Origin of the sequence: Streptomyces rapamycinicus NRRL 5491, from assembly GCF_024298965.1 — a bacterium.
Classification (GTDB): domain Bacteria; phylum Actinomycetota; class Actinomycetes; order Streptomycetales; family Streptomycetaceae; genus Streptomyces; species Streptomyces rapamycinicus.
Window position 1 is genome coordinate 1,253,060 of the sequence record NZ_CP085193.1, and the last position, 19,441, is coordinate 1,272,500.

The window sequence follows — 19,441 nt, forward strand, 5'->3', positions numbered from 1 at the left end:
GCCTCCCTGACGGCCGGTCATGGGCGCCACCTGGCCCGCCCGGCCCGCGGCGGCCGGGTCAGCGGTCCCCCCGGGCGGCGGTGCGCCGGGCGCTGTCGCGGCGCGGCCGCAGGGGGGCGTCCTCGTCGCTGAAGAGCTCCGGATGCCTGGTGCGGATCTTCTCCACATCGCTGAAGACCAGTCGCAGATGGGAGCGGAGCGATTCGTCGGCGCGGTCCAGATCGCCCGCCTCCAGCAGGTCGACCACCTCGCGGTGCTGGCCGATGAGCAGCGACATCTGCTGGGTCATCGGCAGTGACAGCCTGCGGGCCCGGTCCAGCTGGGCCTTGGCCTGGCTGACGACCGGCCAGGCCGAGTCGTGTCCGCTGACCGCCATCAGCCGGGCGTGGAACTCCTCGTCCAGCTGGAAGAAGCCCTCCATGTCGGACTGGCGGTCGGCCTCCTCCTGCGCGATGAGCAGCACCCGCAGCTCCGCCACGTCCCGCGCGCCGGCCTTGCCGACGGCCTCCCGCAGCGCGGCGCACTCCAGCGCCTCCCGGATGAACTGGGCGGAGGCCACATCGCGCTCCCGGATGCGCGAGACGAACGTGCCCATCTGGGGGTAGATGTCCACCAGCCCCTCGTCGGCGAGCAGGATCAGGGACTCGCGGACGGGGGTGCGGCTCACCCCGAGCTCGGCCGCCAGATCGTTCTCCGAGACGGCGGAGCCGGGCTCCAGCTCCAGGCCGACGATGCGCGAACGCAGCACCTCATGGACCAGTTGCCGGGTGTTACGCCCCCGGGAGCGTGCCGCGTGCAGTCCCTCCGCCGATGCCATCTGGCCCCTTCCGAACCCTTGACTCCGCTTGCTGACGTACTTGTATGGTAGCCGACCGACAGCCCGGACTCCACCCCGGGAGCCCACTCAGTGAGGAGCACGCACGCATGGCCACGATCACGGAGGCCGAGGTCATCGTCACCTCGCCGGGGCGCAATTTCGTGACCCTGAAGGTGACCACCTCCGACGGCGTGACCGGTCTCGGTGACGCGACCCTGAACGGCCGCGAGCTCGCGGTCGCCTCGTATCTGGAGGACCACCTCGTACCACTGCTGATCGGGCGCGACCCCGCCCGTATCGAGGACACCTGGCACTACCTCTACAAGGGGGCCTACTGGCGCCGCGGCCCGGTGACCATGACCGCCATCTCGGCCGTGGACACCGCGCTGTGGGACATCAAGGGCAAGGTCGCGGGCCTCCCGGTGTACGAGCTGCTGGGCGGCAAGGCCCGCGAGGGCGCCCTGGTCTACGGCCACGCCAGCGGCGGCGACGTCCCCGAGCTGCTGGACGACGTGGCCCGCTTCCAGGAGCTGGGCTACCGCGCGATCCGCGCCCAGGCCGCGGTCCCCGGCTCACCGGGCACCTACGGCATCCGCCACGGCACGGTCGCCACCGTCTACGAGCCGGCCACCGGTGCGCTGCCCGAGGAGCAGCCGTGGTCCACCGAGGCGTATCTGGACTTCGCACCGCGCTATCTGGAGGCGGTCCGCGAGCGGTTCGGCTTCGGCTTCCACCTGCTGCACGACGTCCACCACCGGCTCACCCCCACCGAGGCGGGACGGCTCGGCCGCAGCCTGGAGGAGGTGCGGCTGTTCTGGATGGAGGACCCCACCCCGGCCGAACTCCAGGAGTCCTTCCGCCAGATCCGCCAGTCCACCACCACCCCGGTCGCGGTCGGCGAGGTCTTCAACTCCATCTGGGACTGCCAGCAGCTCATCACCGAGCGGCTCATCGACTACATCCGCGCCTCGGTGGTGCACGCCGGCGGCATCACCCATCTGCGGCGGATCTTCCACCTCGCCGAGCTGTACCAGGTGCGCACCGGTTCGCACGGCGCCACCGACCTGTCCCCGGTGAGCATGTCGGCGGCCGTCCACCTCGATGTCACCGTGCCCAACTTCGGCATCCAGGAGTACATGGCGCACGACCCGCTCACCCACGAGGTGTTCCGGCCCGGCTACGAGCTGATCGACGGCGCCCTGCACCCCTCGGCCGCGCCCGGCCTCGGCATCGAGCTCGACGAGGAGGCGGCCGCCCGCTTCCCCTACGACCCCAAGTACCTCCCGGTGAGCCGCCGTACCGACGGGTCGGTGCACGACTGGTGACCGCCGACTCCCCGCGGCGCCTGTCGCTGGCCGCCCTGCCCCGCGTCCCCGCCGAGAGCCGCCCGCCCGTCGACCCGCGGGAGCTGCGCCCCCGGATCGTGCACCTGGGCATCGGTGCCTTCCACCGCGCCCACCAGGCCCTCTACACCGAAGCCGCCGAGGCCGCGCACGGCGGCGGCTGGGGCATCGCCGGTGTCACCCAGCGCAGCCGGTCCGTCGTGGACGCGCTCCGCCCACAGGACGGGCTGTACTCGTTCACCGAACGGCGCCCCGACGGCCCGGCCACCCGCGTGGTCGGCACCGTGACCGAGGTGCTGCACGCCACCGACGACGGCACCCGGCTCGGCGCGCTCCTCGCCTCCGCCGAGATCACCGTCGTCACCCTCACCGTCACCGAGAAGGGCTACCGGCGCGACGCCGCCACCGGCGGACTCGCCCTGCACGACCCGCTGATCCGGGACGACCTGGCGGGACGGCCCGCGCCCGCGAGCGTGGCCGGGCAGCTCGCCGCGGGGCTGCGCGCCCGGCTGCGGGCCGGCGGCGCCCCGGTGTCGCTGGTCTCCTGCGACAACATGGCCGACAACGGCGCGGTACTGCGGCGCCTGGTACGGGACTTCATCGCCGCCACCCCATGGGACGACCGCGACCGCCTGCTGGACTGGATCACCGGCTCGGTCGCCTTCCCCGCCACCGTCGTCGACCGCATCGTCCCCGCCACCACCGACGCCGACCGGCGGACCGCCGCCCGCGCCCTGACCGTGGACGACGCGGGCGCCGTCACCGGCGAACCGTTCACCCAGTGGGTGCTCCAGGACATCTTCGCCGCCGACCGCCCGCACTGGGAGACGGCCGGGGTGCGCTTCGTCCCCGATGTGAGCCCCTACCAGCTCGCCAAACTCCGGCTGCTCAACGGCTCCCACTCGCTCATCGCGTATCTCGGACTCGGACACGGATGCGAGACCGTCGCCGACGTCCTGGCCACCCCCTGGGGCGAGGAAACCGTACGCGCCTACTGCGCCGAGGCCGCGCAGAGCCTCCCGCCCACCGAGGGCCTTGACCTCCCCGCCTACATCGACAGCCTGGTGGACCGCTTCGCCAACCCCGCGATGCACCACCGCATCCAGCAGATCGCCATGGACGGATCCCAGAAGATCCCCGAACGCTGGCTCGCCCCGCTGCGCGAACTGCGCGCCGCCGGACGGGACACCCCGCTCCTGGCCACCGCCCTCGCCGCCTGGGCCCGCCTCACCCGCGACCGCCCCCTGGACGATCCCCGGGCCGAGGAGCTGCGCCGCGCCTGGGACGGCCCGCACACCGAGGCCCCGCGCCGGCTGCTGCGGCTGCTGGGCGCCGAGGACCTCGCCGACGACACCGCCCTCGTCGCGTCCGTACGGGCGGAGCTGGACCCCGGCGCCCGGCCACCGCGCTGACCCCAAGCACCGCCCCGTCAAAGGAGAGCCGCCTTGAAGACCCCCAGAACCGTCCCCGCCACCGACCAGCCCTCCCCGACCCAGGACGAGGCCACCACCGGACCACCGCGCCCCCGCGGGCTGCGCCACAACACCCGCTGGCTGATGGTCTTCCTCTGCTTCCTGGGCATGACCGTCAACTACGTCGACCGCGCCACCATCTCCATCTCCCTGCCCTATATGACCGATGACCTGCACATCGGCCCCGAGTGGCAGGGCGTCATCCTCAGCATGTTCTTCGTGACCTACGCGCTGGGCCAACTGCCCGCCGGAGCGCTCATCGACCGCTACGGCGAGAAGCGCATGTTCGCCATCGGCGGGCTGATCTGGTCACTGGTCACCGTGGGCACCGGATTCGTCCGGGGCATCGGCACCCTGCTCTTCGCCCGCCTCGCCCTCGGCGCGGGCGAGGCCCCCGCGTACCCCTCGTGCGCCAAGTCCGTCTCCCGCTGGTTCCCGGTCCGCGAACGTGCCCTGGCCAACAGCGTCTGGGACAACGGCGCCCGCGCCGGCACCGCCGTCGCCGCCCCCGTGGTGACCGCCCTGATCGCCTGGCAGGGCTGGCGGATGGCGTTCTGGGTCACCGGCGCCGTGGCCCTGCTGTGGGTGGCGCTGTGGCTCAAGACGTACCGCGAGCCCTCGGCGCGCGGCGGACTCAGCGCCGAGGAGCGCGCCTACGTCACCGCGGGCGGCGCCCGGCTGGAGGAGAACCCCGCCGAGAAGACGACGGCGCCGGAGGAGCCCGCCGTCCGCTGGCGCGACCTGTTCCGCCACCGCACGGTCTGGGGCATGATGATCGGCTTCTTCTGCCTCAACTACGTCATCTACTTCTTCATCACCTGGTTCCCCAGCTACCTCGTCGACGCCCGCGGCTTCGACCTGCTCAAACTGGGCTTCTACGGCGCCCTGCCCGGCATCGTCGCCATCGGCGGCAGCCTGCTCGGCGGCTGGACCAGCGACACCCTGCTGCGCCGCGGCTGGTCGGTGACCCGGGCCCGCAAGACCTGTCTGGTGTGCGGGATGCTCTTCTCCTCCGTCATCGCCTTCGCCGTGCTCGTCCCCAGCGCCATGTGGGCCCTGGCCCTGCTGTCCGTCAGCTACGCCAGCCTGGCCTTCTCCGCCGCCTCGGTGGCCAGCCTGCCCGCCGACGTCGCGCCCACCCCGCGCCATGTCGCCTCGCTCGGCGGCATCCAGAACTTCGCCTCCAACCTCGCCGGGGTGCTCGGCTCGACCACCACCGGTCTGCTGCTGGGCTTCTTCCACCACTCCTTCGTCGCCCCGCTGATGCTGTCCGGCGCACTGTGCATCGTCGGCGCCCTCACCTACGGCCTGGTCGTCAAGCGCGTCGAACCACTGCGGCTGACCGCCGCCTGAGCCCCCCTCACGTCTTCGCGTACCAGGAGAACCACCCCATGAACGACGCCACCGCCGCGATCCTGCACGGCCCGAAGGATGTACGCATCGAGCGGCGCCCGATTCCCCTGCCCGCCCCCGGCGAGGTCCTCGTGGAGATCGGCGCGGTCGGGCTGTGCGGCTCCGACCTGCACTACTACGCCCACGGCGAGAACGGCCCCAATGTGCTCCGCACCCCCACCGCGCTCGGCCACGAGGCGGCCGGAACGGTCGTGGCGGGCGACGGCACGCTACCCGCGGGCACCCGGGTCGCGATCGAGCCCGCCATCCCCTGCGGACGCTGCCGCGCCTGCCGCGCGGGCCGCTACAACCAGTGCCCACACGGGCGCTGCTTCGGCTCCCCGCCCACCCACGGCGCCCTCACCGGACACCTGGCCGTGCCCCAGGAATTCGCCCACCCCCTCCCCGACGACTTCCCCCTCACCTCCGGTGCGCTCATCGAACCCCTCGCGGTGGCCCTGCACGCGGTGCGCCGCGGCGGCGTCGCCGCCGGGGACCGGGTGCTGGTCACCGGCGCCGGGCCGATCGGCCTACTGGTCCTCCAGGCCGCCCGCGCGGTGGGAGCGGGCGAGACCGTGGTGACCGACGTCAACCCCGGCCGGCTGGCGCACGCCCGCCGCCTGGGCGCCGACCGGACCCTGGACACCTCCCGCGAACCCCTCCCCCAGGAGCCGCTGTTCGACATCGCGCTCGACTGCTCCGGCATCGAGGCCGCCCTGACCACCGCCGCCCACGCGGTACGCCCCGGCGGCACCCTGGTCGCCGTCGGCAACCCGCCGCAGCCCCGGACCACACTCCCGCTGGCCTGGATGCAGCGCCAGGAGCTCAGCCTGGTCACCGCCTTCCGCTACGCCGGGGAGTTCCCCGCGGCGGTGTCCCTGGCCGCCACCGGACGGGTCGACCTGGAGTCGCTGATCACCGCGCGCTTCCCGCTGGAACGCTCGGCGGACGCGCTCCAGACGGCGCTCACCGACCCGGCACAGCTCAAGGTCGTCATCGAACCGATCGAGCCCAACGGGCCCAACGAGCTCGACGGGCCCAACGAGCTCGACGGGCGCATCGGGCCCTGAGCGGCCGTGGCCTGGGCGGGGTTGGGCGGCATCCCGTCCGCATCCCATCCACATCTCGTCCGCCCCACCCGTCACAATGGGGATCATGTCCCGACGTACCCGACGCCCGCGGCCGACCAGCACCACCCCGGCCGCCTGCCCCTGCGGGCTGCCCGAGGCCTACGCCGACTGCTGCGGCCGACTGCACCGCGGCCAGGCCCCGGCGACCACCGCCGAGCAGCTGATGCGCTCGCGCTACAGCGCCTTCGCCGTCGGGGACGAGGCGTATCTGCTGCGCAGCCGGCACCCCACCACCCGGCCGCCCGGCGCGGACCTCGACCCGGGGCTGCGCTGGGTGCGCCTGGAGATCCTGGGCACCACCGAGGGCAGCGCGTTCCACACCACCGGCACCGTCGAGTTCCGCGCCCACTACACCCAGGGCGGCCGCGCGGGCTCGCTCCACGAGAACAGCCGCTTCGTACGCCACGAGGGCGCCTGGGTCTATCTCGACGGTGTGACCGAGGACTGACCCAACCCCGCGTCAGCGATCACGGTCCGCGCCGACTTGGTCATTTGTTTCCCGTGTCGTCGCCGACGCCTTCTGGTGCCCGGTCAACTCCGGGGCGATGCTGGGGCGCTGTGCGTGTGAACCACGCGTGTCCCCTGGCCCCATGGAGTTGCCGTGCCTCCTGTCGCGTGTCCCAGACCACTGGCGGCCCTGGCCGCGGTGTCCGCCCTCGTGCTGGGCGCCGCCGGCCAGGCCACCGCCGACAACACCCCCGCCCCGGCACCCGAACCCGTCCCCAGGTCGTCCTCGGAGATGCTGCGCCCGGTCGCGCCCCCGGCCGCCAGCGGTGCGCCCGGCACCCGGTCAGTGGCCGACGGGGACGGGGTGCAGACCGCCCGCTCCTCCCGGCCGGTCGCCCCGGGGGTTCGGCTGACCTCGTACGACCGGCTGGAGTCGGACAAATGGCTGCGGGTCGACTCGCTGTCGGTGGACCTGGCCGGCGGCACCAGAGTCGACTATCTCCACCCCGACAAGGTCGCCAAGCGCCGGACCGTCTCCCAACTGGCCGCCGAGCACGACCCCGGGCCTGGCCGCCGCACGGTCGCGGCCATCAACGGTGACTTCTTCGACATCAACCAGACCGGCGCCCCCGAGGGCAACGGCATCGGCGACGGCCACCTCGTCAACTCCGCCTCCGCCGCCGGGCCCGCCCGGGCCGTCGGCATCGGCCCGGCCGACGCGGGCCGCGTCCTCCAGCTCTACTTCGACGGCACCCTGACCCTCCCCGACGGCCCCCACCCGCTCGCGGCGCTCAACGCCGCCAACGTCCCGGCCGCCGGGATCGCGGCGTACACCGCCCAGTGGGGCGAGGCGGACCGCGCCCAGACCGTGGACGGCGCACGGCGCACCGCCGAGGTCACGGTCGTGGACGGCAAGGTCACCCAGGCGGCCGGCGCGCCCGGCAAGGGCCCGATCCCGGACGGTGCCACCGTGCTGGTCGGCCGGGACGCCGGGACCGACACGCTGTCCGAACTGGCCGTCGGTGACGCGGTGTCGATGGAGTACCGGCCCCGCACCTACGGCGGCGAGCTGCCCCGCACCGCCGTCGGCGGCCGGGAGCTGCTGGTCGTGGACGGCGAGGCGGTCGGCCACGAGGGCGAGGGCAACAACGCCACCGCGCCGCGCACCGCGGTCGGCTTCTCGCGCGACGGCCGCACCATGCGGATCCTCACCGTGGACGGGCGGCAGGCCGACAGCGGCGGCGTCACCCTCACCGAGCTGGGCCTGATGATGAAGGACGCGGGCGCCTACAGCGCCCTCAACCTCGACGGCGGCGGCTCCTCCACCCTCGTCGCCCGCGAGCCCGGCAGCGACACCGCCAAGGTGGAGAACAGCCCGTCCGACGGGGCCGAGCGCACCGTACCCAACGGCTTGGCCCTCACCGCCCCCGACGGCAGCGGCCGCCTCAAGGACTTCTGGGTGGACACCGCGATGGACCGCGCGTCCGCTCCCACCGCCGACCCGGTCCGGGGCGGTCACCCCGAGCGGGTCTTCCCCGGGCTCACCCGCCGCCTCACCGCCGCCGGTTACGACGAGACGTACGGCCCCGCCGAGGGCGCGCCGCAGTGGCGGACGGACGATTCCCACATCGGCCGGGTCGGCGCCGACGGCACCTTCACCGCCCGCCACGGCGGCGACACCACCGTCACCGCCCGGCGCGGCGCCGCCCATGGCGCCCTCGGCCTCACCGTCCTGGACCGGCTGGACCGGATCCAGCCCACCAGCCGGCTGGTCGGCCTGGCCGACGCCGGGGCCACGGGCCGGTTCGGCATCGTCGGCCTGGACGCGCACGGCACCAGCGCCCCCGTCGAACCGTCCGATGTGCGACTGTCGTACGACCACGCGCTGTTCGACATCGCCCCGGACCCCCGGACCGGCACCTTCACCGTCAAGGCGCGCCACGACCAGGCCGCGGGGCAGGTCAAGGTCGCCGTCGGCGGCACCACTACGGTGCTCGCCGTAACCGTCGGCCTGACCGAGCGGCAGGAGGCGTCCTTCGACGACGCCGACCGCTGGACCTTCAGCCAGGCCCGCGCCTCCGGCTCCGCCGAGGCCACGCCCGACGGCCACACCGGCACCGGGCTCGAGCTGGACTACGACTTCACCCAGTCCACGGCCACCCGCGCCGCCTATGTCACCCCGCCCCAGCAGATCGCGGTGGACGGGCAGCCGCAGTCCTTCGGTCTGTGGATCAAGGGTGATGGCAAGGGGGCATGGCCCACCCTGCACCTCAAGGACGCGGCGGGCTCGGACCAGTTGCTGCGCGGGCCGTATGTGACCTGGACCGGATGGCGACATGTCGACTTCGCCGTACCGGCCGGGGTCGCCTACCCACTGGAGGTCAACCGCTTCTACCTCGCCGAGACCTCCGCCACCCGCCAGTACACCGGCAGCGTGGTCATCGACGACCTCACCGCACGGGTGCCGCCCTCCGTCGAACTGCCCACGGAGAGCGTCCGCGCCGATCCACTGATCTCCACCGCCGCCCGGACACGGGGACGCGACTGGCGGTTCGCGGTGATGTCCGACGCGCAGTTCGTGGCCCGCGATCCGAACAGCCCGATCGTCGCCCGGGCCCGCCGCACCCTCCGCGAGATCAAAGAGGCCGAGCCCGACTTCCTCGTGATCAACGGGGACTTGGTGGACGAGGGCTCCCCCGCGGATCTCTCCTTCGCCCGCACCGTGCTGAAGGAGGAGCTGGGCGATGAACTGCCCTGGACCTACGTCCCCGGCAACCACGAGGTGATGGGCGGCTCCATCGACAACTTCACCGCCGAATTCGGGCCCGCCCACCGCACGTTCGACCACCGGGGCACCCGCTTCCTCACCCTGGACACCGCACGCCTGGGGCTGCGCGCCGGTGGCTTCGACCAGATCAAGGAGTTGCGCGCCCAACTGGACGCGGCCGCCAAGGACCCGGGCATCGGCTCGGTCATGGTGATCGAGCATGTGCCGCCGCGTGACCCCACCCCGCAACAGGGCAGCCAGCTCGGCGACCGCAAGGAGGCGGCGCTGCTGGAGGGCTGGCTGGCCGACTTCCGCCGCACCACGGGCAAGGGCGCGGGCCTCATCGGCAGCCACGTCGGCACCTTCCACGCATCGCGGGTGGACGGCGTCCCGTACCTGATCAACGGCAACTCGGGCAAGAACCCCGCCACCCCGCCCGGCCAGGGCGGTTTCACCGGCTGGTCGATGGTCGGCGTGGACCACGTCTCGGCGCGGGATCAGGCGGCCGCGCGCCACGCACCGTGGCAGGGCGGCCCGGACTGGGTGTCCGTGCAGACCCGCGCCCATGTGGACGGGCTGACCGTCACCGCCCCGGCCGAACTGCGCACCGGGCAGGACGCGGAGGTCACCGCGACCGTCCTCCAGGGCGAGGGGACCGCTGCCCGCCGGGTGCCGGTCGGCTTCCCCCTCAGCGCGGACTGGACCGGCTCGCCCAACCTCCACATCGGCGATCCGGACGACGCCGGACGCCGCGACGTGGCGGCGTACGACCCGGCGACCGGCAGGCTGACCGCGCTGCGCCCGGGAGCGGCCACCCTCGCGGTGAGCGTGAACGGTGCCATCGCACAGGCGCGGTTCACCGTCACCGCGGCGGCCGCGGCACCCGCGGCCTAGCCGGGCCGGTGAGGCGGGGCGGCCTGAGCGCCCCGCCCCCACCGGGCCCAGTCGCCCTCGCCCCCGCCGGGTCCGGCCGTCCCACCGGGTCCGGCCGTCCCGCCAGGCTCAGGTGTCCCAGACCCGGCGCACCTGCTCGAAGCGGGTGGGCAGCGGAGGGCGGCGACCGGCGTACCGGGCGTTCGTACGGTGGACGAACCGGCGCCAGGAGAGCACCAGCCCCTGCCGGGTGATCGGCAGCCCGGCGGCCACGGTCACGCCGTTGTCATGGGTGTGGTGCACCGTCAGCAGCAGCGCGTCCGGCACCGACCCCTCCAGCTCGGCGCAGAGCTCCTGACGCACCCGCAGCCAGCGGCGCAGCACCAGCACGGTGCCGCGGTCCAGTCCGTGCCGGCGCGGAACGCGGTGTTTGCCGTGCTCGATGGTCACCCACCCTGAGTCCAGGTCCAGCGCCGACAGGGTGCAGCGCAGCAGCCCGCCGTACCGGGCGCCGCCGGCCCGCGCCAGACCCACCACCACGGCGAGCCGTACGGTCTCCGGCTTCGCGCCGTCCTCCATCGCCTCCACCGACAGCCGGCGCCAGATCCACTCCGCCTCCGCCGTCGTGACCACCGGCCGCGGATAGCGGTCCTGCGCCGCCGTCTCCTTCGCCGTCCGCGCCGCCACCTCTACCCCCTGGAAACCTTCCGACTGAGCCGCTTGGCACACTATTTCTTCCCTCGATGCCCTCGTCAAGGGATGCGCGGCGGTACGGTCGTCCGTGTGCGCCTTCTGCTGATGTCCGACACCCATCTCCCCCGGCGTGCCAAGGCGCTTCCCGGGGAGCTGCTGGAGCGGCTGCCGGACGCCGATGTGGTGATCCACGCGGGCGACTGGGTCGATCTCGCCACCCTCGATCTGCTCGAGGAGCGCTCGCGGCGGTTGATCGGGGTGTACGGCAACAACGACGGGCCCGAGCTGCGGGCGCGGCTGCCCGAGGTCGCCCAGGCCGAGCTGGCGGGGGTGCGCCTGGGCGTGGTGCACGAGACCGGCCAGTCGAAGGGGCGGGAGCGGCGCTGCGCCGAGCGGTTCCCCGACCTCGATGTGCTGGTGTTCGGCCACAGCCACATCCCGTGGGACACCACGGCCGAGGGGCGGCTGCGGCTGCTCAACCCCGGCTCCCCCACCGACCGGCGCCGACAGCCGTACTGTACGTATCTGACGGCCGCGATCGAGGCCGGGCGGCTGACCGCCGTGGAGCTGCACCGGCTGCCGCCCCGCCGCTGACCGATCGCCGTTTCCCTCTTCAAATCGCTCGTCTCACTCTTCAGCCCCGGTATCCGACCTGTCCTTTTGGGGTGCCGAGGAGTGAGTGATGACGACGGCAAGCGGTGGATCCGCATGGCGCTGGGCGCTGGCGGCGGTGGCCGCGACCGTGTTCTGCGTGCAGTTGGACGCCTTCGCGCTGAACCTGGCCCTGCCCGGGATCGGGCGCGATCTGGGGGCGGCGGGAGGCGGCCTCGGGTGGGTGGTGAGCGGGTATCTGCTCGCGGCCGGCTCGCTGATGGCGGGCGCGGGGCGGCTATGCGATCTGTACGGCCGCCGCCGGTCGCTGATGGCGGGCCTGGCGGTGTTCGGCGGCGCGTCGCTGGTGTGTGCGCTGGCCCCGTCGCTTCCGGTGCTGGTGGCCGGGCGGGTGGTGCAGGGCGCGGGTGGTGCGGTGGCCATGCCGGCCGGGCTCGCCCTGCTGACGAACGCCTGCCCGCCCGGTTCGCGGTCGCGGGTCATGGGGCGGGCGCTGGGGATCGGGGGCGTGGCCACCCTATGCGGGCCTTACGTGGGCGGGGTCCTCACCGACGCGGTGTCCTGGCGGGCGGTGTTCTGGCTGAACGCACCGGTCGCGCTGGTCGCCGGGGTGTGCGCGGTACGGGCCGGGGAGTCGCGGGACACCACCGCGCCGCCCTCCGTGGACGTGGCGGGGCTGGTCACGGCCACCGGCACGCTCGCGGCGCTCGCCGTCCTGGTCGACCGGGGGCCGCTGTGGGGCTGGGTGTCGGGCCGCTCGGCGGCGGCCCTGGCGCTGGCCGTCGCGCTCGGATACGTCTTCGTACGGCATGCGCGGGAGGTGGCGAATCCGCTGGTGGATCTCGCCCTGTTCGGCAACCGGCCGTTTGTGGCTCTCACGGTGGCCGGGGCGGCGGCCAATGCCGCGACCGTGATCGTGCTGTTCGTCGTGCCTCTGGCGCTCCAGGGGCCGTGGGGGCTGTCGGCCACGGGCGCGGGGGCGGCCTTCCTGGCCCCGGCGGCGGCGATGGCGCTGGCCGGGCCGGTGGCGGGGCGGATCCGCGCGGCGGACGCGGTGCGGGTGATGGCCGGGGCCCTGGGGCTGGGGGCGGCGTCGCTGGGCGCCGCCGCCATGGCGACGGCCCTGCCGGTCTTCCTTCTGGCGATCACGGGGTGCGGGGCGGCGCTCGGGGTCGCGGGCGCCCTGACGCTCATCGCCACCCAGACGGTGGTGCGGCCCGAGCGCGCCGGGGAGGCGTCGGGGGTGACCAAGACGGTCATCACCACCGCGGCGGGGTTGGGGGTGGCCCTGTCCGGGGATGCCGCCGAGGCACGGAGCGGCGCCGCCGTCGACGCGGCCCTGACGGCGGCCGGGGGCTGCTGTCTGGCCGGGGCCGTGCTCCTGGTCAGCACGCTGCTGACGCGGACACGGCCCGGTGGCTCCCACGGAGGCCGGTCCGCCGCCGACAGGCATCCGGATTGAACCCGGCACCCCGATGGAATAAAGAGTACTTAAGGTGCATATCGGATATCGGCTCGGCGATCCGCGCCGAGCCCGACCAGACGAGGGCGCCATGTCTCACTCCCCCTACGACAACGGCCCGGAGAACTCCTCCGCACCCGCCCCGCACTCGCCCAGGTCCGCGGCGCACGTACTCCTCGCCCATGACGTCGGTCTGCTGGTCCTCCGGCTCGGCGTCGGGCTGGTCGTCGCCGGGCGCGGCGCACAGCACCTCTTCGGCTGGTGGGGTGGCCTGGGCATCGACAAGACGGCGGTGGCGTTCGCGCAGTTCGGCTATCCGGCGCCCAAGGCCATGGCCGTGATCGCCGGGATCGCCGAGACCTTCGGGGGCCTCGCACTCGCCGTGGGGCTGCTCACCCCGCTCGCCGGTGCGGCCGTCGCGGGCACGATGGCCAACGCGGTGGCCGCCTCCACACCGCTCGGCTATTTCGGCGGCTTCGAATTTCCGCTGCTCTTGGGCGTCGGCGCGGCCGGGCTCGCGCTGTCCGGCGCCGGCCGGATCTCCCTCGACGCGTTCCTCCCGGTCCTGCGGTCGCAACGGCTGATCTACGGCATCGCCCTGCTGGTGCTGGCGGCGATCCTGGCAACGGTGACGATCTTGCTCAGCAAGAACTGACAGCCCTCCGGCCTCCAGGTGAACACGCGGCGCCGGTTCTCCGTATGGCTCTGTGCGGGTCCTGCCCATCGGGACGCGCGCCGCCCGCACAGGCCGAAACCGAGACCGGAGGCCCCGTTCCATGAATGACCGGTTCATCCCTCCCATCCAGGCGCTGCCGGATGGCGACGCCGAAGTCCGCCTGGTGCTCCATCTGCCCTGGGACGTGGTCGCCGCGCTGGGCCAGGAGGCCGGCCGGCTGGCGGCCCAGGCACAGCGGCCGGTGAGCCTCGACGAGGCGGTCAGCCATCGGCTGCGCCACGGGACGGCCCAGACCCAGACCATCGGCGTCCACGCCAAACCGGAGCGGGAGCGGGAGCGGGAGCGGAACCAGCCCGCGCCCCCCGCGCCCCACACCTCGCCCCCGCTGGCGGCCCGCTCCCCCGGTGAGCAGGCCCGGCAGGCGATCGAGAAGATCAACGGCTCGGCGCATCCGCACAACGGCGCCGCGAACGGCTCCGCCGAGTCCACGGCCCCGCAGCACACCACCAGCGCGCCGGATCCGGCCCCGCCCGATGCCCGGGGCATCCTGGAGCGCCCGACGCGTGCCACCGGAACGGTGAACGGCACGGCGACGGAGATGCCGAGATAACACCGGACCCCGGCACGGGGAAACGGCCGGAAAGGCCGCGGATACGAGGGTGCCGTCCCCATCCGGACGGCACCCTCGTATGCGCGGCACCCTCGTATATGCGGCGCCCTTCACAGACACGTACGAACGAGCCATTCGTCGGAGTTGTACGCGTCTCGCGCCGAATCCGGTACCGTGACCGGCCTTTCCTCGACCATGTCCGCCACACGAACGCGCTCCGGCAGCGTGCCGAACCTGGCACGCCGCCTGGCCCCGTCGGCATCGGAGGGCCCGGGCTTTTCGGATGTCATGTCATCCTCCTCAGAATCGGTCGACGTCGAGGACGGCTTCGGCGAACGCCTCGGGCGCTTCCTGGGGCACGTTGTGGCCGATGCCCTTCAGCGTTCGGTGGTCATAGGGGCCGGTGAACTTGTCCCGGTACGCCGCGCCGTCACCGGCCGGGGTGAAGGGGTCCAGCTCGCCGTCGAGGGTGATCGTGGGGACCGCGATGCCGGGCGCGGCCGCCAGACGTGCCTCGAGCCTGTCGTAGCGGGGGTCGCCCTTGGCCAGGCCCAGCCGCCAGCGGTAGTTGTGCACCACGATGGGGACGTCGTCGGGGTTGTCGAATGCCGCCGCCGTGCGGTCGAAGGTGGCGTCGTCGAAGTTCCACGTCGGGGAGACATTGCGCCAGATGAGCTTCGCGAAATCGTGTCGGTACTCCTCGAAGCCCTGCGCACCACGTTCGGTCGCGAAGTAGTACTGGTACCACCATGCCCACTCGGCCGACGGCGGCAGCGGCAGCTTGTTCTTCTCCCGGTTGGTGATCAGGTAACCGGTCACGGAGACCAGGGCCTTGCACCGCTCCGGCCAGAGCGCGGCGATGATGTCGGCGGTCCGGGACCCCCAGTCGAAGCCTCCGAACACGGCCTTCTCGATCTTCAGGGCGTTCAGCAGGGCGATGATGTCGAGGGCGATCACCGACTGCTGCGCGTTGCGGAAGGTCCCGGGCGAGAGGAAGCCCGTGGTGCCGTGGCCGCGCAGATGGGGGACGATGACCCGGTAGCCCCGGGCCGCCAGCAGGGGCGCGACCTCCACGTAGCTACGGCGGCGCTGGGCACGTGAGTTGCACGATGAGACGCTTCAGGAACTGGTCGCGGTCCAGATCGTTCTGTCCACCGTCGCCGGCGGTGGCGAGCCCGCCGCCATGAAGGAGGCCATCAACCAGGCGCGTGGCCTGGTCGCGAACCAGATCACATCGCTACGGCACCTGATCGTGGAAATGCGGCCCTTCGCCCTCGACCAGCTCGGCCTCGCGCCCGCCCTCGAGACGCTGTGCCGGCGCACCGGGGAAACCTTCGGGCTGGAGGCGGAACTGCGCGTCGGTGCGGAATGGAGCCGGCTCGGGGACGAACTGTCGCCAGAAGCCCAGGCCCACATCTACCGCATCGTGCAGGAAGCGGTGAACAACGCGGTCAAGCACGCCCAGGCGAGCCGCCTTCTCGTGGAACTCCACAGCGACGATCACGCGATCAAGGTGGCGGTCAGGGACAACGGCCGCGGAATGGCCCATCAACCCTCCACACCGGTCGGCCGATCCGCGCTCGGCACGGTGGTCTCCACGGGCACCGGCCTGTCGGCCATGCGCGAGCGCGGCCACCTGCTGGACGGACACCTCACCGTTGATTCCACCCCCGGTGAGGGAACCCGCGTCTCCCTTCTGATACCCCGCCATGCCAAGCGACGCTCCAGGCCTAAGGATTCCGCATCAGCGTGACCGCCCTGATCGAAGTGACCGCCCTGATCGAACCGTCGCCTCACGCGTCACGCCTCTGCGTTGTGATCAAGGAGACGGCATAGATCACCGCGGTGATTCCCACAAAAAGGAGGAGACCGATCCGCGGCCCATAGGGATAGTCGGCGGTATTCCCGGACACCCCCTCGGTGACCCGGTCGGGCTGGCCCTCGGTCAGGAAGTAGTTCGCCGCCTTGAACGGCAGCCAGGGTTGCACCTGCTCGCCCAGCGCCGGGATCGACGTGACGACCGTTTCCAGCAGAAGCGTATAGACCAGAACGACCGCGATGGCGGCGGCGCTGTGCCGGACCAGCAGTCCGACAGCCACCGCCAGTACGGCGGCCGCCGCGTACACCGGGCCCACACCGGCCACGGCGCGCCAGTCGCCGCCGCTGTCGAGGGCGAGGTCCGCGTCCGGCTTCACCCACCGCCCGAGGCCCCAGGCCGCGAATCCACCGACGAGGCCCGTCACCGCGGAGACGAGCACCACCACACCGGTCTTGGCCAGCAGAACCGCGGTGCGGTGGGGGACGGCCTGGAACGTGAGCCTGATGGTGCTGTAGCGGTACTCGGTGGTCACCGACAGCGTCGCCATCGCCATCATGACGATCAGGCCGGAGCTGTATCCCATCTGCGTGACGCCCACCGTCGCGGGGTTCTCGTCATCCGACTGCGATGTGAACATGGCCCCGAGCCCTGCCGCGAAGCCCAGGGCCAACGGGATGGAGAACATCGGCGAGCGGGTACTGAAGAGTTTGATCCGCTCGACTGCCAGCAGTGTCAACCGTCATCTCCGATCGAAGCCTGCAGGGACCGCTGCCCGACGGACCCCTGAGTGTTCGCGTGATACTCGACCGCGTCACCGGTGATCTCCATGAACGCCTCTTCGAGCGACCCGTTCTGCTCCATCAGCTGGTGCAGCGTGATCCGATGCGCGGCGGCGATCTCGCCGATCTCCTCGGTGGACGCCCCCGCCACCACCAGCCGGGTAGGGTCCTCGCCGCACTCGACGCGGTACCCGGCGGCCTCGATGACCGGCATCAGGACCCCGGCTTCGGGGCTGCGCACCACGACCGCGCCGCGACTTGCCCGGCTGACGAAGTGCGCGGTACTGCACTGGGCGATGAGCTTGCCGCGCCCGATGACCACCAGTTCCCCGGCCGTCAGCGCCATCTCGGACAGCAGATGGCTGGAGACGAACACGGTGCGCCCCTCGGCCGCCAGCTTCCGCATGAACCGCCGGATCCACAGGATGCCTTCCGGATCGAGTCCGTTGACCGGCTCGTCGAACACCAGCAACTGCGGGTCGCCCAACAGGGCCGCCGCGATGCCGAGCCTTTGGAACATCCCGAGGGAGAAGCCGCCCGCGCGGCGCCGCGCCACCTCGGCCAGCCCGACCGTCTCCAGCACTTCGTCCGCACGGCGGGCGGGCAGCCCGTTCGACTTCGCCAGCCATCGCAAGTGCGCGTGCGCCGAGCGATTCGGATGTGCCCACTTCGCATCGAGGAGAGCTCCCACCGTCCGTAACGGCCGACCGAGATCGTGGTAGCGCTTGCCGTCGATCAGGACTCACCGCCGTCGGGCCGGTCCAGCCCCAGAATCATCCGCATGGTCGTCGACTTGCCGGCGCCGTTCGGCCCCAGGAATCCCGTCACCACCCCGGGATTCACACTGAACGTCAGCTCGTCGACGGCCAGTTTGTCGCCGTAGCGCTTGGTCAGCTGCCTGGCCTCGATCACTGTCGATCCTCTCCCCATATCGCTGTGTGCGGCAGACCCCGCGGCGGCGCGGACCTGGTCCGGGTGCGGGCGCGGTTCCCGATGCCCTCCGCCTACGCGTACGTCATCCGGGCGCCCCCGCGGCTCCGGTGTCGGTCCACCCGTCGTCCTCCGAGGGCCGGAACGGCGGGGCGGTGATGAGCGCCACCGCCATCAGGGCCGCCATCAGCAGCAGACCCGCGGCCCATCTCCCGGCGACCACGTAACCGTGCACAGTGGCCCGCACGGCACGAATCCCGGGGTGAGCGCCCTGGTAGACCTTGGTGGCGTTGGCGGCGATGGTGTTGAGCAGCGCCGTGCCGATCGACGCGCCGATCTGAGTGGACGTGTTGAAGAAGGCCGAGGCGACACCGCTGTCGCTCTTGGCGACTTCATTGGTGGCGGTGGCGGCACAGGGCGCCATCACAGTGCCCAGCCCGAGCCCCAGAACCACCTCGCCGGGCAGAATGCCGTCCCAGTACGAGCTCTCCGGCGTCATCCGGGTCAGCAGGAACAGGCCGAACGCGGCAACCGTCAGTCCCGTCGCCAGCAGATAGCGCGGCCGTACCCGGGGCAGCAGCAACGTGGCGCTCATCGCCGAGACGCTCACGTTCGCGGCCAGCAGCGGCAGGAAGGCGAAGCCGGTGCGCAACGGCGAGTAGCCCATGACCTCCTGAAGCTGATACGTCAGGAAGAGCAGCATGCCGAACAGGCCGATGCCGGCGAAGACCATGGTGGCGAAGGCCCCGGCACGATTGCGGTCCGTCACGATGCGCAGCGGCAACAGCGGACTGCTCCGCTTGGACTGGATGACGGTGAACAGCCCCAGCAGAAGCACCGAGGCGATCAGCAGCCCTATCACCGGGCCGGAGCCCCACCCCCGCTCGGCCACGTGGCCGAAGCCGTAGACCATGGCCACCAGTCCGGAGCAGCCGACCAGCCCGCCGAAGAGGTCCAGCTTGATGTGGTGTCCCGGTAAGAGCGGCAGCACCGTCAACGCGCCCAGCAGGGCCACGGCGGTCACCGGCACATTGACGTACATGCACCAGCGCCACGAGAAGTACTCGGTGAGGCTCCCGCCGACCAGCAGGCCGAGTGCGCCGCCGGCCACGAGCACGCCGCTGTAGATGCCGAACGCCTTGCCGCGTTCCCCCTTGTCCGGAAAGATCACATTGATGAGGGCCAGCGTGCACGGCGCCAGCAGTGCGGCGAACATTCCCTGGGCGGCACGGCAGGCGATCAGCATCCCACCGCTGTTCGCGGCGCCACCGATGGCCGACACGACCCCGAACCCGGTCACGCCCAGCGCCAAACACCTCTTGAGGCCGATCCGGTCCGCGATCCTGCCGCCGAGCAGCAGCAGCCCCCCGAAGGCGAGGGTGTAAGCGGTCAGCACCCACTGTCTGCCGGCGTCGGAGAACCCGAGGTCCTGTTGTGCCGAGGGGAGGGCCACGGCCAGCACGGTCGAGTCCAGCACGACCAGCAGCTGTGCCAGCACGATCACCGCCAGGCCGAACCAGCGGCCACGACCGGCGGATGTCTCCGGGTCATGACCGCGGACGACAGGGATCGCCGTCATCCGATACCTCCTCCGAACCGCACCACGGGGCTACTTGTCG

General features: G+C 72.3%; 15 protein-coding genes and 3 pseudogenes. 12 read left to right on the plus strand and 6 right to left on the minus strand.

Annotated elements, in window-relative coordinates; all coding sequences use genetic code 11:
• Window positions 1-58 precede the first annotated feature (58 nt).
• Complete coding sequence (locus LIV37_RS05415; RefSeq protein ID WP_020866088.1) at window positions 59-817, minus strand: GntR family transcriptional regulator; 759 nt, start codon at window positions 815-817, stop codon at window positions 59-61.
• 107 nt (window positions 818-924) lie between these two features.
• Here LIV37_RS05415 and manD point away from each other — a divergent pair, with 107 nt between their 5' ends.
• From manD to LIV37_RS05445, 6 genes are all read left to right on the plus strand, one after another.
• A complete protein-coding gene (manD, locus tag LIV37_RS05420) occupies window positions 925-2,142 on the plus strand; it encodes a D-mannonate dehydratase ManD (protein ID WP_020866089.1) in 1,218 nt (405 codons plus the stop codon).
• A complete protein-coding gene (locus LIV37_RS05425; RefSeq protein ID WP_020866090.1) occupies window positions 2,139-3,572 on the plus strand; it encodes a mannitol dehydrogenase family protein in 1,434 nt (477 codons plus the stop codon). Before manD ends, LIV37_RS05425 begins: the two co-directional genes overlap by 4 nt.
• Window positions 3,573-3,605: 33 nt before the next feature.
• Complete coding sequence (locus LIV37_RS05430; RefSeq protein WP_020866091.1) at window positions 3,606-4,985, plus strand: MFS transporter; 1,380 nt, start codon at window positions 3,606-3,608, stop codon at window positions 4,983-4,985.
• Between the two features lie 38 nt (window positions 4,986-5,023).
• Window positions 5,024-6,094, plus strand: coding sequence for an NAD(P)-dependent alcohol dehydrogenase (locus tag LIV37_RS05435; RefSeq protein ID WP_020866092.1), 1,071 nt, complete (start codon window positions 5,024-5,026; stop codon window positions 6,092-6,094).
• Window positions 6,095-6,179: 85 nt separating this feature from the next.
• Window positions 6,180-6,602 (plus strand): YchJ family protein, encoded by a 423-nt coding sequence (locus LIV37_RS05440; RefSeq protein ID WP_020866093.1) that lies wholly within the window; start codon window positions 6,180-6,182, stop codon window positions 6,600-6,602.
• 153 nt (window positions 6,603-6,755) lie between these two features.
• Window positions 6,756-10,262 carry a phosphodiester glycosidase family protein gene (locus LIV37_RS05445; RefSeq protein ID WP_020866094.1) on the plus strand — a complete coding sequence of 1,169 codons (3,507 nt, stop codon included), beginning with the start codon at window positions 6,756-6,758 and terminating at the stop codon, window positions 10,260-10,262.
• Between the two features lie 108 nt (window positions 10,263-10,370).
• Here the strand turns inward: LIV37_RS05445 and LIV37_RS05450 are convergent, their stop codons facing one another.
• The gene (locus tag LIV37_RS05450) at window positions 10,371-10,928 is read right to left on the minus strand and encodes a tyrosine-type recombinase/integrase (RefSeq protein WP_020866095.1); all 558 of its coding nucleotides are present in this window, start codon (window positions 10,926-10,928) and stop codon (window positions 10,371-10,373) included.
• Window positions 10,929-11,024: 96 nt separating this feature from the next.
• On the opposite strand from LIV37_RS05450, the gene LIV37_RS05455 reads away from it, so the two are divergent.
• The 4 genes from LIV37_RS05455 (at window position 11,025) to LIV37_RS05470 (ending at window position 14,294) form a co-directional block, all read left to right on the plus strand.
• Complete coding sequence (locus LIV37_RS05455) at window positions 11,025-11,528, plus strand: metallophosphoesterase family protein (RefSeq protein WP_121826224.1); 504 nt, start codon at window positions 11,025-11,027, stop codon at window positions 11,526-11,528.
• Window positions 11,529-11,616: 88 nt separating this feature from the next.
• Window positions 11,617-13,008, plus strand: coding sequence for an MFS transporter (locus LIV37_RS05460; RefSeq protein WP_121825792.1), 1,392 nt, complete (start codon window positions 11,617-11,619; stop codon window positions 13,006-13,008).
• A gap of 91 nt (window positions 13,009-13,099) precedes the next feature.
• Window positions 13,100-13,663, plus strand: a complete 564-nt coding sequence (locus tag LIV37_RS05465; protein WP_020866097.1) for a DoxX family protein — start codon at window positions 13,100-13,102, stop codon at window positions 13,661-13,663.
• A gap of 121 nt (window positions 13,664-13,784) precedes the next feature.
• Complete coding sequence (locus LIV37_RS05470) at window positions 13,785-14,294, plus strand: hypothetical protein (RefSeq protein ID WP_020866098.1); 510 nt, start codon at window positions 13,785-13,787, stop codon at window positions 14,292-14,294.
• A gap of 300 nt (window positions 14,295-14,594) precedes the next feature.
• Here LIV37_RS05470 and LIV37_RS05480 read toward each other — a convergent pair.
• A pseudogene (locus LIV37_RS05480) lies at window positions 14,595-15,374 on the minus strand (alpha/beta fold hydrolase); the annotation flags it as partial.
• A gap of 13 nt (window positions 15,375-15,387) precedes the next feature.
• Between LIV37_RS05480 and LIV37_RS51690 the strand changes: the two are divergent.
• Window positions 15,388-15,549: pseudogene (locus LIV37_RS51690) on the plus strand (histidine kinase); the annotation flags it as partial.
• A 3-nt stretch (window positions 15,550-15,552) separates the two neighbouring features.
• Window positions 15,553-16,047: a sensor histidine kinase gene (locus LIV37_RS05485; protein ID WP_274596697.1), complete on the plus strand. Its 495-nt coding sequence runs from the start codon at window positions 15,553-15,555 to the stop codon at window positions 16,045-16,047.
• Window positions 16,048-16,087: 40 nt separating this feature from the next.
• Here the strand turns inward: LIV37_RS05485 and LIV37_RS05490 are convergent, their stop codons facing one another.
• From LIV37_RS05490 to LIV37_RS05500, 3 genes and pseudogenes are all read right to left on the minus strand, one after another.
• Window positions 16,088-16,849 carry an ABC transporter permease gene (locus tag LIV37_RS05490; RefSeq protein WP_020866101.1) on the minus strand — a complete coding sequence of 254 codons (762 nt, stop codon included), beginning with the start codon at window positions 16,847-16,849 and terminating at the stop codon, window positions 16,088-16,090.
• Window positions 16,846-17,804: pseudogene (locus LIV37_RS05495) on the minus strand (ABC transporter ATP-binding protein). The gene LIV37_RS05490 and the pseudogene LIV37_RS05495 overlap by 4 nt, the downstream one beginning before the upstream one ends.
• Before the next feature lie 103 nt (window positions 17,805-17,907).
• Complete coding sequence (locus LIV37_RS05500) at window positions 17,908-19,401, minus strand: MFS transporter (protein ID WP_020866104.1); 1,494 nt, start codon at window positions 19,399-19,401, stop codon at window positions 17,908-17,910.
• Between the last annotated feature and the right edge of the window lie 40 nt (window positions 19,402-19,441).

Coding starts and splice junctions, on each gene's coding strand:
- LIV37_RS05415 (WP_020866088.1), bottom strand. CDS start 817: ATGGCATCGGCGGAGGGACTGCACGCGGCACGCTCCCGGGGGCGTAAC.
- manD (WP_020866089.1), top strand. CDS start 925: ATGGCCACGATCACGGAGGCCGAGGTCATCGTCACCTCGCCGGGGCGC.
- LIV37_RS05435 (WP_020866092.1), top strand. CDS start 5,024: ATGAACGACGCCACCGCCGCGATCCTGCACGGCCCGAAGGATGTACGC.
- LIV37_RS05440 (WP_020866093.1), top strand. CDS start 6,180: ATGTCCCGACGTACCCGACGCCCGCGGCCGACCAGCACCACCCCGGCC.
- LIV37_RS05460 (WP_121825792.1), top strand. CDS start 11,617: ATGACGACGGCAAGCGGTGGATCCGCATGGCGCTGGGCGCTGGCGGCG.
- LIV37_RS05465 (WP_020866097.1), top strand. CDS start 13,100: ATGTCTCACTCCCCCTACGACAACGGCCCGGAGAACTCCTCCGCACCC.
- LIV37_RS05470 (WP_020866098.1), top strand. CDS start 13,785: ATGAATGACCGGTTCATCCCTCCCATCCAGGCGCTGCCGGATGGCGAC.
- LIV37_RS05485 (WP_274596697.1), top strand. CDS start 15,553: ATGCGGCCCTTCGCCCTCGACCAGCTCGGCCTCGCGCCCGCCCTCGAG.
- LIV37_RS05500 (WP_020866104.1), bottom strand. CDS start 19,401: ATGACGGCGATCCCTGTCGTCCGCGGTCATGACCCGGAGACATCCGCC.